The sequence below is a fragment of the Brachybacterium sp. p3-SID957 genome (assembly GCF_025144775.1).
GTDB lineage: Bacteria > Actinomycetota > Actinomycetes > Actinomycetales > Dermabacteraceae > Brachybacterium > Brachybacterium epidermidis.
The window spans coordinates 16524-30629 of sequence record NZ_JALXKT010000039.1; the positions used below are offsets into that span (position 1 = coordinate 16524).

Below are 14106 nucleotides of genomic sequence, written 5' to 3' on the forward strand. Positions count from 1 at the left end.
TCGCGGGGATCGGTGCCGGGGGCCTGGATGTTCCGCCGCTCAGTGCTCGCGCTGGTATCTGCCACGGACTCTCACCCTACCCCGGCCGGTCCGCTCCCGCGAGCACATCCACCAGCTGGCGCTTCAGGTCCTGCTCGGTGGGCAGCTGGGCTGCGCGCAGCCGGGATGCCTGTTCGGCGGCGTGCCGCACCCGGGGATCCCGGTGCCGCTGCACCGCAGCTGCCAGAGCGGCGGCGTCACCGACGGGCACCAGCTGGGCGGCATCACCGGTGACCCAGCGGGTCCCGCCGGCGTCGGTCGCCACGATCGCGCGGCCCGCCCGCAGGGCTTCCTGCAGCGCCACGGGCTGTCCTTCCCACACCGCCGCCGAGACCACCAGGTCCGCGGCCGCCAGCAGAGCGGGCACGTCCGAGCGATGGCCCAGCAGTTCGACCGGGAGGCGCTCCTGGCGGATCCGGGACTCCAGCGGCGCCCGCAGCGGCCCCTCACCGGCGATGCGGATGCGGACCGCGCCCCCTGCCTTCCCTGAGGTCAGCAGTGCGGCGGCATCGAGCACAGTGTCCAGCCCCTTCTGCGGGGCCAGCCTCGCGAGCACCAGCACATCGAGGCGGGCAGGATCCGCCTCGGGCAGGACTGGTGTCTCCTCGGACGCCGGGAGTGCCCCGGCTGCGGGGTCGGGGTCCCCTTCGCCTGCGACGGAGCGCCCCGGGGCCGGCACCACCGCGTACCTCACGTCCGCGGCACCGGCGGCTCGGGCGTCCTCGAGCAGATCCGGGGAGACGCACAGGATCGTCTCCGCCCGGCGCGCGATGATCCGCAGCAGGGCACTTCCGATCAGACGGACTCCACGTGAGCCCAGGGGGCGGTTGTGCAGGGTGACCACCAGGCGTCCTCTGCCGAGCAGTGCCAGGGCGGCCAGTGCGCCGGCTCGCAGCCCATGGGCGTGCACTGCATCGGGGCGGTGGGCGCGGGCCTCGCGCCTCAGTGTGCGCACGGCCCGCAGATCCGTGGCGGGGTGTGGTCGCGCGGGGATCTGCACGGTGGACTCGTGCACCGTGAGCCCCGCGGCTCGCAGCAGGCGCAGCTCATGGTCGACGTGCGCGGCCAGGCCCCCGGTGGCGAGGGGGCGCACCAGGAGCACTGCGAGGTCCCCTCCAGGCCCTCGCTTCCCGGCCGCGGCCCCGTCGCTCGCCGTCATGACGCGATGCTCCCGCGCGCCGGGGCGGACTTCTGCTGTCGTTCCCTGCGCAGCATGGAGGGCAGGCGGTGCAGCAGCCGCAGATCAGTCACTGCCAGCACCGCACCGCTGAGAACGGCGGCGACGAGTCCCGCGCCGATGCCGGCCAGCACGGATCCGGTGATGCCGGTGGTGGAGGTGACCAGCCACTTGGCGAGCAGCAGGCCGGGGACGGCTCCCGCGATCAGCGCCACGGGGCCCATCAGGGAGGTGCGCCGCAGCAGGTGGGCGTCTCCCCCGGGGTCGACCACGTCTGCGATCCGGCCCAGCCCCACCAGGGCCGACAGCGACATCCCGATGGCGATGCAGATGCCGAAGGCGGTGGCGGCCTCGGCTGCTGAGCGCCCCGGGCTGGGAAGGGTGACCGCCAGGATCAGCACGGCTGCCGCTCCCCAGCCCACGGACCCCACCAGCAGCGCATCCCGCGCGCGGAGCGCTGCCGAGAGCACCCTCGTGCACTGGGTGGTCACGGCGTAGCCGGCCAGTCCCAGGGCCAGAGCCGCAGAGGTGGAGCCCACGCCGGCCGCGCCGGAGCGGTCGACCAGCCGGAAGAACTGCTCCACGGCGGGTGCCCCGGCGATCAGCATGGCCGAGCCTGCGACCGCCATCAGGATCACCGTGCGCACGGAGGCGGAGGACACCCGGGCGAAGGCCACCGGGTCGCCCACCAGCCGCAGTTCGGCCAGATGGGGGAACACCGCGGTGGTCAGCGGCACCACCAGCACGGCGAAGGGCAGCAGGTACACGGCCTGGGCGTACTGGAACACGGGCAGGGTGCCGGTGCCTCCGGCGCCCATGGCCAGCAGCAGCACCAGGCCCAGCACGGCCTGCTGAGCTCCCACGGCGCCGATCCCGGCGGCGCCCAGGGCCAGGGCCTGGCGGCCCGCCCCGGCGGGCATCCGCAGCGTCGGTCGCAGCCGCAGGCCTGCGTGCAGGGAGGCGATCAGCACCGGGAGCCCCATGACGGCCACGCCGGCGGTGGTGCCCCAGCCGAGCCATCCCACGGCAGGCGGATCGATCGTCGAGGCGGTCGCCACCGGCGGCACCATCGCGGCGTACACGCGGTAGGAGGCCATCACCAGCAGTGAGGAGAGCAGCGGCATCAGTGCGGGCCACACGAACCGCTTGCGCGCCTGCAGGTAGGCGCCCAGGATCACGGCGATGCCGTACAGAGGCAGCTGCAGGGCGAAGATGCGCAGCAGGCGAGCACCCAGGTCGATGCCCGGGCCGGTCATGTCCTCGCTGCCCAGCAGCAGTTCGGTCAGCGGCTGTGCGAGCACGATCACGACGGCGGCCAGGGCTGCGGTGATCAGCAGGGTCCAGGTGAGCAGGGCGGAGATGATGCGGTCGGCGCGATCGCGCCCGTCGGCCACGTCGGCGGCGCCCGGGGTGGGGGTCTCCGTGCCGTGCACGGGCAGCTGCTGGCCGTCGCGGTCCTGCCGTTCGGGGACCAGGCCGGCGACCAGGGGTACGACCACAGCGGCCAGGGCGCCCCCGGCCACCACCTCGAACAGGACGTTGGGGAGGAGGTTGGCGGTGGAGTAGGCGGTGCCGACGTCCCCGGCGCCCACGCTGGCACCGAACACCAGGTACCTCACGAAGCCCGCGATCCGCGCCACCACGGTGATGACCAGGATGATCCCTGCGCCGCGCAGGACGGCGCGGGCGGTGCCGCCCAGGGGCGAGGGATCCGTGGCGAGGGACTGCTCGGTGCCGCTCATGCGTCAGGGTCCTCTGCCGACCCGCTGGGTGCCTGCCGTCGGCCCCAGCGGTCCACGGCTCTCAGCGCCGGGATGCGATCGATCACGGCGCTGAAGCTCACGCGCTCGCTGGCGAGGGTGAGGGCCACCACCAGGCCGGTCAGGCCGAGTCGCACCGGCCGCGGGGCACGGCGGGTGGCGGCGAGGCCGACAGCGGCGCCGAGGGCGTTGGCTCCGGCGTCCCCGAGCATGCCGTGCTCCCGCAGGTCCGGCAGCAGTGCGGCTGCAGCAGGCACCAGGGCGGCGATCGCGAGTGCCCGCCCGCTGGCGTCGCGGTCGCCGCAGGGATGCCCCTGCCCCGCGTCCCTACCACGGGCCGGCGCCGATGCCGATGGGACCGCGAGCGCGGCGGCAGCGGGGATCACCGCCTTGAGCGCGCGCCCCGGGCGCAGGTCCAGCAGGTTCGCCAGGTTGGCGCAGCCGGCCACCAGGATCGCATCGGCCGGCACCATCGTGCCGTGCCGTGGACGGGGTGCCGCTGCCGCGCCCAGCAGGGCCAGGGCCGGGATGCCGAGGGCCTTGGCGCCCCCGGTGGTGAGTCGCCCGCTGCGCAGGGCGCCGAGATGGCCGCGCAGTCCCTTGGCCACCGGTCGTCCTGCGCGGCGCTGGCGCGGTTCGAGCAGGTCGTCGGCCAGGCCCAGTGCTCCCACCGCCCCCAGCACGAGGGCGTCTCGCCTGCTGCCGGCGAGCGCTGTGCCCGTAGTGAGCAGTGCGGACACCGCAGCGCCCTCAGCGAGGGTGACGGTGCGCCCGGCGTAGTTGGTGCGGCGCAGCTCGCTGCGCAGCGCGGGCCAGTTCACTCCGCTCCCCCTCCGTCCGAGGGCGCGGGCTCCTGCGAGCCGGGGTCGGTGTCCCCTGGGCCGGCACCGGTGCCCTCGGTCCCGGTGGTCTCCTCGATCTGCTCGTTGATCAGGGTGGCCTCCGGCAGGCCCGGCACCCGGGCATCGGCGTCGGCGGTGGTGCCGTAGTCCCCTGCCCCTCCGCGCACCTGCTCGATCAGGGCGAGCACCGCCAGGACCGGCCCGTCGGCGGACTGCAGCCGATCGGTGGTGGACAGCTCGGAGAAGGTGCTGTCCCCGCGGACGCTGCGCAGGATGCCCACGGTGCCGTCGTTGTGCGGGGTGGCCACGGACAGCACGGTCGGCGTTCGCGTCTGCGCCAGGGTGGCCAGCAGTCGGGACTGCACGGTCAGCAGCTGCTGGGCACGTTCGGCTGCCGTCGGATCGTCGTCGCCCTCCACGGTGAACTGGGCCGGCTCCGCGGCCGCGTACACCACCGCCGAGGCCCGCGGGGGGATGTCCCCGTCGACTGTGACCAGCTGGTTGTCGATCAGGACCTGCCACACCTGCGAGCGCAGCTCCGGGGTGACCTCGGCGGAGGAGTCCTGGGTGAGCAGCGTGACGATCAGGGCGGGGACCTGCTCGTCGTCCTCCAGGCCGCGATCCAGCAGCACCGGGGCGATACCGGCCACGGAGTCCACGGCGTCGGAGCGGCGCTGCTCGGCCGCAGGATCCCACAGGGCCGGCTGCAGGGAGATCCGGGGCACGGAGCGGGCGCCGGCGTGCTCCAGCAGGCCGGTGAGGTGCTGGACTGCCTGGCGCGTGGAGTTGTGGTCACTGATGACCACCACGTCGTTGTCCTCGAGGGTCCCGGCCACCAGCTCCGGCCCGATCTCGTTGATGAACCCCGCCAGCTGGTCGTTCTGGGTGCGCAGGTCCTCGGCCTCGGCGCGCAGGTCGTCCTGCTCGGTGCGCAGCTGCTCCACCTGTCCGGCGAGCTGGGCGCCCAGGCTCTCGCGTAGCGGACCGGCGCCCAGCACGATACCGACGGCCAGCGCCAGGAACACCGAGATCAGGGAGACCAGGTGGTATCGGAAATCGATCACGGGCGGATCCCTCCTACCCGCCGGGGAGGCGGGGCGCGAACAGGGTGGTGAACCAGGACAGCATGCCATCGAGACGGGCACCGAGGATCTGCATCAGGGCCTGCCCGCCCGGGGTGGCCCACAGTGCGACGGTCAGGGCCAGCAGTCCGGCCACCGCCAGCAGCACCAGCTGGAAGTTGGAGATCCGCTGCCGGTACAGCCGCGAGACCCCTTTGGCGTCCACCAGCTTCGAGCCGATCCGCAGGCGGGTCAGGAACGTGGAGCTCATGCCGGCGCGTCCCTTGTCCAAGAACTCCTCGAGCGTCCCGTGGGTGCCCACGGCCACGATCACCGCGGCGCCCTTCTCGTCCGCCAGCAGCATGGCGATGTCCTCACTGGTGCCGGAGGCGGGGAACAGCACGGCTCCCTTCTCGACCCCGAGCTCCTCCAGGCGGGCCATGCCTGGGGCGCGTCCGTCCCGATAGGCGTGGACCACGAGCTCGGCACCGCTGGCCAGGGCCCGGTCGGAGACGGAGTCCATGTCGCCGATGATCATGTCGGGACGGAACCCGGCCTCCATCACGGCATCGGCACCGCCGTCCACCCCGATGATCACGGGGCGGGACTCCCGCAGGAAGGGACGCAGCGTGAGCAGGTCCTCCTTGTAGTGGTAGCCGCGCACCACGATCAGCACGGGCCGTCCGGCCATGACGGTGCGCACCTCGGGGGCGCCGATCCCGTCCAGCAGCAGGTCCCGCTCGCGCAGCATGTACTCCATGGTGTTCTGCGCGAACATCTCCAGCTGCTCGGAGAGCCCCTCACGGGCGGCCTCCTGGGCGGCGGCCACCGTGGCCCCGTCCTGCACGGTGCCCTCGGCGATCAGAGTGTCCCCTGCCAGCACGGCGGGGCCGAGCAGGGTGATCTCCTGGCCCTCGTGCAGCTGCTCGAACACCGCCTGCCCGAGCCCGTCGATCAGCGGGATGCCGGCATCGACCAGGATGCGTGGGCCGGCGTTGGGGTACCGGCCGGAGGTGGAGGCGGCGGCGTTGAGCACCGCGGCGGGGCGCCGCTCCACCAGGGCCTCGGCGGCGACCCGGTCGATGTCCTCGTGGTCGATCACCGCGACGTCTCCGGGCCCCAGGCGCTTGGTGAGGTCCTTGGTGCGCTTGCCCAACCGGGCGGTGCCGGCGACCAGGGGCTGCTCGAGGATGCTCACGGCCGGCCCTCCCCCACGGCTGTGGCCTCCTCCAGCAGTTCTCGGGCGTGGGCGAGGGCGACGTCGGAGTGGTCGTCACCGGCGAGCATGCGGGAGAGCTCGCGGATGCGCTCCTCGCCGTCGAGGGCGTCGATGCGGGAACTGGTGGAGCCGTCGGTGCTGGTCTTCTCGATGCGCAGGTGGGTGCCGGCGTGCGCGGCGACCTGCGGCAGATGGGTGACCACGATGACCTGGGCGTGGCGGGCGAGCCGGGCCAGGCGCTGGCCCACGGCGAGGGCTGCCCGCCCGCCGATGCCGGCGTCGATCTCGTCGAACACGAACACCGGGGCAGCGCTGCGGTCCTTGCGGTGGGAGGCCAGCGCCACCTCGAGGGCCAGCATCACGCGGCTGAGCTCACCGCCGGAGGCCGCCTGGGCGACGGGCAGGTGATCGGCTCCCGGGTGGGGGGCCAGGAGGATGGCGATGGCGTCCCGCCCGTGGCGGCGATGGGGCTGGGATCCCACCTCCACGGTGATGGCGGCATCGGGCATCTCCAGGTGCCGCAGCTCCTCCTGCACCGCACCGGAGAGTTCCTCGGCGGCCCGTGCACGGGCCTCGGTCAGGGCGGTGGCGGCGCCGTCCAGCTCCTGCTCCAGGGAGTCCAGCTGCGCGCAGGCCTGCTCCCGCTCCTCCTCGGCGCCGTCGTAGCGGTCCAGGGCCTCGGCGGCGCCCCGGGAGCTCTCCAGCAGGTCGGTGACGTCCTCGGCGGGGCCGTCCGGCCCGGGCAGCACGGGGCCCAGGTCGCGGACCAGGGTGGTGAGCTCGTGCAGGCGCTCGTTGGCCGCATCGAGCCTGCCCGGCGAGGCGTCGATGCCGTCGGCGTACCGCGACAGCTCCGCCGCGAGGTCCGACAGCTCCAGGCGTGCGGCCTCCATCCGCTCCCCCAGCGGGACGAGCTGGGGATCGGTGCGGGCTGCGCGATGCACTGCCTCGGCCGCGATGTCCAGCAGGGCGGCGGCGGCCGGGCCGTCGTCCCCCACCAGTGCGGTCGCGGCCTGGTCGGCATCGGTGCGCAGCTGCTCGGCGTTGCCCAGCCGCTCCAGCTCCTCACGCAGCGCCTGGTCCTCCCCGGGGGCGGGATCGACGCTCTCGAGACGCTCCAGTGCCTCGCGCAGGCGCGCGCCCTCCAGGTCGCGGCGCCGCAGCAGGTGGTCGAGCTCGTCGATGCGGGCCCGCAGCTGTTCGCGCCGGTCCCACAGCTGCTGATGCTGCTCCAGCAGGCCGGCCACCTCGTGCTGCGCGAAGCGGTCCAGGGCCTCGCGCTGGGCGTCGGGCTCCCGCAGGCGCTGCTGGTCGGACTGCCCGTGCACGGTCACCGCGGTGCCGACCAGCGCGGCGAGCGTCCCGATCGGGACCGGGACGCCGCCGATGTGGGCGCGGGAGCGGCCTTCGCGGGTCACCCGGCGCACCACCAGCACCTCGCCGTCCTCCTCCTCGGCGCCCAGCTCGTCGATCGCCTGGGCGAGGCCGTCGTGCCCGGCCAGGGTGAGGGTGCCGTCCACGGTGGCGGCAGTGCCGGTGCGACCGCGGTCCAGACGTGCGCCCAGCAGCATCGTCAACCCGGTGACCACCATGGTCTTGCCGGCACCGGTCTCCCCCGTCAGGGCGGTGAAGCCGGGACCGAACTCGAGGGTGGCGTCCTCGATCACGCCGATGGAGCGGATGCGCAGGGTGGAGAGCATGGGGGCGGCCCCGCTCAGCGCGGATGGGTGCCGCGGCTGCGACCGCGCCACCCGACCACGGGCAGCTGGAACTTCTCCACCAGTCGGTCGGCGAACGGGGTGGAGGACATCCGCACCAGGCGCACCGAGTCCGGGGAGAGGCGGGCCTCGACGCGCATCCCGCGGGTGAGGTCCACGGTGCGGCGGCCGTCCAGTGTCAGCACGCCCTCGTCGCGGTTGTCCATCGTCATCTCCACTGCGGCCACGGAGGAGCGCCCCAGCACCAGGGGCCGGGAGAACAGGGCGTGGGCGGCGAGCGGCACCAGCAGCATGGCGTCCACCTCGGGCCAGATCACCGGCCCCCCGGCGCTGAAGGCGTAGGCGGTGGAGCCGGTGGGGGTGGACAGCAGCACGCCGTCGCATCCGAAGGAGGAGACGGGGCGGCCGTCGATCTCGATCGCGACGTACACCATCCGCTGGCGGTCGGCCTTCTCCAGCGACGCCTCGTTCATCGCCCAGTGCTGGGCCACCACCTGGTCGTCGTGATCGAGCACCGTGATGTGCAGGGCGCTGCGGCTCTCGATCTCGTACTCGCCCTCCAGCAGCCGCGACACGGTCGCGGAGAGGCCCTCGACCTCGCTCTCGGCGAGGAAGCCCACATGCCCCAGGTTCACGCCGTGGACGGGGATGTCGGCATCGCGCACGGTCTCCAGGGCGCGCAGGATGGTGCCATCGCCCCCCAGCACGATGCCCAGCTCGACGCGGTCCCCGGCCTCGATGACATCCCGGGCGTCAACCCGCTGTGGGTCCAGCGCCTGCAGGAGCCCGTCGGGGACGTCCTCGGCGGGCAGGGCGCGGATCTCCGCGACCTGATCGGCCATCAGCACCGCTTCGACCTGGCGGTCCGCCAGCTCCTCCAGCACGGCGAGCATGGCGTCCAGGGCAGCGCGGCGTCCCGTGTGGACGTACAGGAGGAACCGCCTCATCGTGCTCTGCCCTCCCCCTCGGTGATCTGTCGGCTCGGACCGGGCGCGTGGCGCTCGTTCACGACGGAACCGATCATGTCACAGGCGCGGTCCGAGAGCTCGGTGGCGTGGCCGGTGGGCCGCAGGTGGAGGAAGTACTCACGATTGCCGTCCTGCCCTGGCAAGGTGCTGGCCCCCACACCGGCCAGCAGCAGTCCCTCCCGGGCCGCGGTCCGGGCCACCTCGGTCACAGCGCGCACACGCTGGGCGGGGTCGGTGACCACGCCGCTGCGGGGAAGCGCCTGGCGCCCCACCTCGAACTGGGGCTTGACCATCAGCAGCAGGTCTCCCCAGGTGCGCACCACGCAGGCCAGCGGGGCCATCACGGTGCGCAGGGAGATGAAGGAGAGGTCGGCCACCAGCAGATCCACCGTGCCGCCGATCAGCTCAGGATCGAGGTCGCGCACGCTGGTGCCGTCGCGCACGGTCACGCGGGGGTCCTCGCGCAGGTGCGCGGCCAGCTGGTCGTGGCCGATGTCCACGGCGATCACGGAGGCGGCGCCGTGGCGCAGCAGCACATCGGTGAAGCCGCCCGTGGATGCCCCAGCGTCCAGGCAGTGCGTCCCGGACACCGGCAGGTCGAGCTGCTCGAGGGCCCCCTGCAGCTTGTGGGCGGCACGGGAGGCGTACTCGATCCCGTCGGGGACGTCCACCACCGCCAGCTGGGCCCCCTCGGGGACGGGCGTGCTGGCTCGGGTGGCGGCGCGGCCGTCGATGCGTGCGCGACCCTCGTCGATGATCCGCTGGGCGTGGGTGCGTGAGCGGGCGAGCCCAGCCGCCGCCAGTGCGACGTCGAGCCGGGGCGGGCTCACGTGGCCGCGGCCTCGATCAGCTCGTCCCCGCGGCCCCGCAGGCGTCCGGTCCACGGCTCCTCGGCCGCGTGACGGCGCAGCAGGGCCAGTGCCGCCCGCAGGATGCGCGGGTCCTGCAGTTCGCCGTCCAGGACGATGTCACCGTCCTCCCAGGTCGCGCTCACGGCGCCGCAGCGCGCGCAGGAGCCGGTGACCACCGGGAGGGGACAGGGATCCCCCAGGTGGGAGAGGTCCGGAAGGATGTGGGTGGGCCGGCGCACGGGGTCGGCGCGCAGCGCGGTCTCGATGCCGTCCACACCGGTCAGCACCAGCAATGAGTCCATCCCCGCGCGGTTCGCCCCCTCGATGTCGGTGTCCAGGCGATCACCGATCACCAGCGGGCGGCGGGAGCCGATGTCGGTGGCGGCCACGGTGAACATGCCGGGCTCGGGCTTGCCCGCCACATCGGGCTCAGCACCAGTGGCGTGCCGCAGAGCAGCGACCATGGACCCGTTGCCGGGGGCGAGGCCGCGCTCCGTGGGCAGGGTCGCATCGACATTGGTGGCCATCCAGCTCGCGCCGTGCCGGATCGCGTAGGCGCCCTCGGCCAGTCGCGACCAATCCAGGTCGGGTGCCCAGCCCTGGACCACGGCCACGACCTGATCGGAGTCCTCGGTCACCGGGTCAAGACCGACCTCGCGGATCTCATGCGCCAGGCTGGGCCCACCCACCACCAGGACCGTGGAGCCGGGCTCGAGGCGCTCGGCGAGCAGTCGCGCCGCCACCTGGGGCGAGGTGATGAACTCCTCCGGATCGGCAGCCACGCCCACGGTCGCCAGGTGCTGGGCGGCCTGCTGCGGTGTGCGGGACGCGTTGTTGGTGGCGAACACCAGGCGCAGTCCGCGTGCGCGTGCCGTCGCGACGGCCTCGGCCGCATGCACGATGGGCTGGGTGCCGTGCATCAGCGTGCCGTCGAGGTCCAGCAGCAGGGCGTCGTGCAGGTCGAGCAGCGATGGCTCAGGGCGGCGGATCACCGCAGCTCCTCCCCCACGGAGTCTGGGGTGGGCGCCAGGACGCGCTCCTCGGACTGAGCGGTCTCCCCGGCGCCGTCCGACGGTCCGCCGACCTCGGGGGTCTCGGCGCCGTCCGACGGTTCGCCGACCTCGGGGGTCTCGGCGCCGTCCGACGGTTCGCCGACCTCGGGGGTCTCGGGCTCCTGCTCCTCCTCGAACGCGTCGACGACGAGGATCTCCTCATCGTCCTCCCACGACGGTTCGGGGGCAGGCTCCGGAGCGGGTCGCCCCAGCCGCTCAGCGGCATCGGTGAGGCCATCGGTGTCGGTATCAGCGGCCAGGGTCAGCCATCGACGGGCCTCATCGGCGCGATCTGCACGTTCGAGCAGGTCGGCGTAGGCGACCCACAGACGCACCTGCCAGCGGCCGTCGACCTTGTGCCGCAGTGCGGGGATCTCGAGAGTGCGCAGCGCGGTCTGGATGTCACCGGTATCGGCGTAGGCGCCGGCCACCACGATCATTAGCTCGATGGCGGCATCCGCCCCCATTCCGGAGGCGTCCTCGGAGGCAGCGATGTCCAGCGCGCGCTCCGGCCGCCCCAGCCCGCGCTCGGAGTCCGCGATCAGAGGAAGCACGTCACAGCGCCCGGTGATGCGCAGTGCGGTGCGCAGCTCACGCACGGCGGTGCGGTAGTCCCCGGCCCGGTAGGCCAGGATCCCGTAGGTCTCGCGCACCACGCCGATGCGCCCGCCGATGCGGGCGGCGAACTTGGCGTGAGCCTGCGAGGTCTCGGGGTCCTCCTCCTCGAGGGCGAAGGCGGCGACCAGGTGCTTGGCGACCCTTTCCGCGGTCTCGCGGCTCAGGCCGCGCAGTTCGTCGAGAGCGTCGACATCGAGCTCCTTGCCGGTGATCCCCTCGGGGATCCGAGGCTCGAAGGGGCGATTGGAGCGCTCCTCCTCACCGGGACGGTAGGAGCGAGGATCACGCTCCGAGCGACGGTCCTCCCGACGACGGTCCTCACGACGGCGGTCATCCCGGCCACGGTCCTCGCGTCGACGGTCATCCCGGCCACGGTCCTCGCGTCGACGGTCCTCCCGGCCACGGTCCTCGCGTCGACGGTCGTCCCGACGGCGGTCGTCTCGGCCCCAGCCCCGCGCCCGATCATCCCGGCGCTCGGGGTGAGGGCGCCCTCCGCCTTCACGTCGTGGCGGCTTGCCCTCGTACCGACGATCGGAGCGTTGTTGCCCCCCGTCCCGACGCGGTCGCGACCCCTCGGTGGGCTGATAGTCGCGGTCGCGGGCCGCCCCGGGATGCTCGCCCACGGAGCGCGGGCGGTCCGCACGGGCTGATCGCGGGGTCCAGTCACCGGGCCCGCCCCCCTGGCGCCGTTGGCCGTACTGCTTGCGCTCGCCGGACTGTTTGCGCTCGCCGGACTGCTTGCGCTCGTCGGGCGATGTCCGCTCACCGTACCGCTTGCGGTCGCCACGCTGCTGTCCGCCCTGCTGGGAGCGGGAACGATCGACGGAGCGCGCAGCGGACCGGCCCTGCGCACGGCGGTCCCCGCCGCCGCCCTGACCACTCTCGCTCTTGCTGTTCTCAGCCACGTCGCACATCCGTCGTCTCTATGGGTGGTATCGATCGTCAACTTTAGGCGACCCCCCGGCAGGAACCCTCCGGTAACCCCCCGTCGCGTGACTGCACTCACGGCCTGCTGTGGGCCGGTGCACAGCGGATCATCAGCTTCCGGCGATAGACGCGTTCTCGGCACCCGGTCGATATGCCCGTCCCTGCACGGACGGGTGAACATCGAGGGAGGGAACGGGATCGACGTGGCTCCCGCCTCTGGCCGCTCCAGCGCCGTGGTGGCGAGCTCGAGCTCCGCACGGCCCGCGGGGTCGTGAACGACACATCCGGAGAGGCGGGGCTGGACCGGTCCTGGTGGCCACGCCCGCCCCCGCCTGAACGATGAGGCCTCCTTCGTGCCCCTCGACCAGGACATCTTCTCCGTCCCGATGACAGTGGTCACCAACACCTGGGTGCGCGGCGACAAGGAGTTCGTCCGGGAGCAATGACCCCGGTGCCGGCCACGCCCCGCCCGCACCGACGGCTCACGTCGCACCACTCGCGGCGGTGCATGGCGGTGTTGACCCTCCCCTGGGGCAGACTCCACCGTGGCGGTGCAGGGAGACGCCCGGCAGCACGACACCGAGAGCAGGACCGTGGATACCACTGCATCATCGGAGAGCACGAGCACACCGTTCGACGCACAGCGCTTGTCGATCGGTGAACTGGCGCAGCAGACCGGATTGAGTCACAAGGCGATTCGCCTGTACGACAAGTCCGGACTTCTGCGCCCTCGAGAGGTGGATCCCTGCACCGGGTACCGCTACTACGGCAGTGACCAGATCGAAGCGGCACGGCTCATCGCCGCCTTGCGAGGCGTAGGCATGGGACTGGACCGTATCCGTGTGGTCCTCGGCCTGACCGCAGCGGATGCAGCGCTTGAGATCAAAGCCTGGCACCGACAGGAGCAGGCCAGTGCTGCCACCCGGCGCGACGGGGTCAGCGCACTCATCGCAGCTCTCGGGCACCCCCACGAAGGAGAACCCGGCATGACATCCACATCCACCATCACCACCGCGAGCAGCACCCATACCGGTGGGGTGCGCCATGAGCAGCTCGACGCCGCCGTGACCTTGGCTCTGCCCGGAGGCCGCCACCTCATCGCCGTGGCCGACGGTTTCACCGCCGACCCGAACCCGGCCGCCCCCACCCTCAGCACCCGTATCTTGGTGGCGTTCGAGGACGAGCTCGCAGCCCGGCTGGGCGAGAACGCCGACCCGGGATCGGTGGACCGCGCTCTCGAGGCAGCGTGGGACGCTGCCACCGACCAGGTCGACGACCTCGACGGATCGACACTCACGGCCGCGCTGATCGACGGTGCCCGGATCCACGTGATGCACATCGGGGACACCCGTGCACTGCTCCACCAGGGAAAGCGCTGGGAAGTGGTGACCAGCGATCACACCCATGTGCAGTCGTTGGTCGCAGAAGGACGACTCACATCGGAGGAAGCGGCGTCCCATCCGGAGCGTGCGACCTTGAACCGTGCGCTGGCGGCAGGCGCGCGAACCGAGCCGGACTACATCGTCCGCACGGTGACCAGCGATGCGCGTCTGGTGCTGCTCTCGGACGGCATACATGGTCCGGTACGGCCGGCGGAGATCGTCAGAATCGTCCAGAGCGCAGTTGCCCCTGCCGATGCATGCGAGAAACTGGTCAACGCGGCCCTCGGTGCGGGAGGCCCTGACAACATCGCGGTCGCCGTCGCAGACATCGGCCTGTGACAACGGGACGGCAGTGCACGGTACGACCGGTACGACCCGCCGAATGGATGCGCTCGAAGGCTCTCGGCGCACCGGCTCGTCGGAGGACATGAAAAAGTCGGAGGACATGAAAAAGGGGAAGGGATGAAGGAGGAGCACACACTCATCACGAGC

The 14106-nt window shown here is 72.7% G+C and carries 11 protein-coding genes; 1 reads left to right on the forward strand and 10 read right to left on the reverse strand.

What is annotated here, in order from left to right; genetic code table 11:
- Positions 1-76: 76 nt before the first annotated feature.
- From M3B01_RS09550 to M3B01_RS09595, 10 genes are read right to left on the reverse strand one after another with little or no spacing between them, the layout of a single operon-like run.
- The gene (locus tag M3B01_RS09550; RefSeq protein WP_259791607.1) at positions 77-1198 is read right to left on the reverse strand and encodes a glycosyltransferase; all 1122 of its coding nucleotides are present in this window, start codon (positions 1196-1198) and stop codon (positions 77-79) included.
- Positions 1195-2958 carry a murein biosynthesis integral membrane protein MurJ gene (gene murJ / locus M3B01_RS09555; RefSeq protein WP_259791609.1) on the reverse strand — a complete coding sequence of 588 codons (1764 nt, stop codon included), beginning with the start codon at positions 2956-2958 and terminating at the stop codon, positions 1195-1197. Before murJ ends, M3B01_RS09550 begins: the two co-directional genes overlap by 4 nt.
- On the reverse strand, positions 2955-3797 hold the full coding sequence (locus M3B01_RS09560) for a hypothetical protein (RefSeq protein WP_259791611.1): 843 nt from the start codon (positions 3795-3797) through the stop codon (positions 2955-2957). Before M3B01_RS09560 ends, murJ begins: the two co-directional genes overlap by 4 nt.
- Complete coding sequence (locus M3B01_RS09565) at positions 3794-4882, reverse strand: copper transporter (protein ID WP_259791613.1); 1089 nt, start codon at positions 4880-4882, stop codon at positions 3794-3796. The genes M3B01_RS09560 and M3B01_RS09565 overlap by 4 nt, the downstream gene beginning before the upstream one ends.
- 13 nt (positions 4883-4895) lie before the next feature.
- Positions 4896-6077: a putative cytokinetic ring protein SteA gene (steA, locus tag M3B01_RS09570; protein ID WP_259791616.1), complete on the reverse strand. Its 1182-nt coding sequence runs from the start codon at positions 6075-6077 to the stop codon at positions 4896-4898.
- Entirely contained in the window at positions 6074-7798 is a 1725-nt protein-coding gene (recN, locus tag M3B01_RS09575) for a DNA repair protein RecN (RefSeq protein ID WP_259791618.1), read from the reverse strand. The genes steA and recN overlap by 4 nt, the downstream gene beginning before the upstream one ends.
- Positions 7799-7812: 14 nt before the next feature.
- Positions 7813-8763 (reverse strand): NAD kinase, encoded by a 951-nt coding sequence (locus tag M3B01_RS09580; RefSeq protein ID WP_259791620.1) that lies wholly within the window; start codon positions 8761-8763, stop codon positions 7813-7815.
- Entirely contained in the window at positions 8760-9614 is an 855-nt protein-coding gene (locus tag M3B01_RS09585; protein ID WP_259791623.1) for a TlyA family RNA methyltransferase, read from the reverse strand. Before M3B01_RS09585 ends, M3B01_RS09580 begins: the two co-directional genes overlap by 4 nt.
- The gene (locus tag M3B01_RS09590; RefSeq protein WP_259791626.1) at positions 9611-10627 is read right to left on the reverse strand and encodes an HAD-IIA family hydrolase; all 1017 of its coding nucleotides are present in this window, start codon (positions 10625-10627) and stop codon (positions 9611-9613) included. Before M3B01_RS09590 ends, M3B01_RS09585 begins: the two co-directional genes overlap by 4 nt.
- The gene (locus M3B01_RS09595) at positions 10624-12210 is read right to left on the reverse strand and encodes a hypothetical protein (protein ID WP_259791628.1); all 1587 of its coding nucleotides are present in this window, start codon (positions 12208-12210) and stop codon (positions 10624-10626) included. Before M3B01_RS09595 ends, M3B01_RS09590 begins: the two co-directional genes overlap by 4 nt.
- A gap of 615 nt (positions 12211-12825) precedes the next feature.
- Between M3B01_RS09595 and M3B01_RS09600 the strand changes: the two genes are divergently transcribed.
- Positions 12826-13953: a MerR family transcriptional regulator gene (locus M3B01_RS09600; RefSeq protein ID WP_259791630.1), complete on the forward strand. Its 1128-nt coding sequence runs from the start codon at positions 12826-12828 to the stop codon at positions 13951-13953.
- Positions 13954-14106: the final 153 nt, after the last annotated feature.

Coding starts and splice junctions, on each gene's coding strand:
- M3B01_RS09580 (WP_259791620.1), bottom strand. CDS start 8,763: ATGAGGCGGTTCCTCCTGTACGTCCACACGGGACGCCGCGCTGCCCTG.
- M3B01_RS09550 (WP_259791607.1), bottom strand. CDS start 1,198: ATGACGGCGAGCGACGGGGCCGCGGCCGGGAAGCGAGGGCCTGGAGGG.
- murJ (WP_259791609.1), bottom strand. CDS start 2,958: ATGAGCGGCACCGAGCAGTCCCTCGCCACGGATCCCTCGCCCCTGGGC.
- recN (WP_259791618.1), bottom strand. CDS start 7,798: ATGCTCTCCACCCTGCGCATCCGCTCCATCGGCGTGATCGAGGACGCC.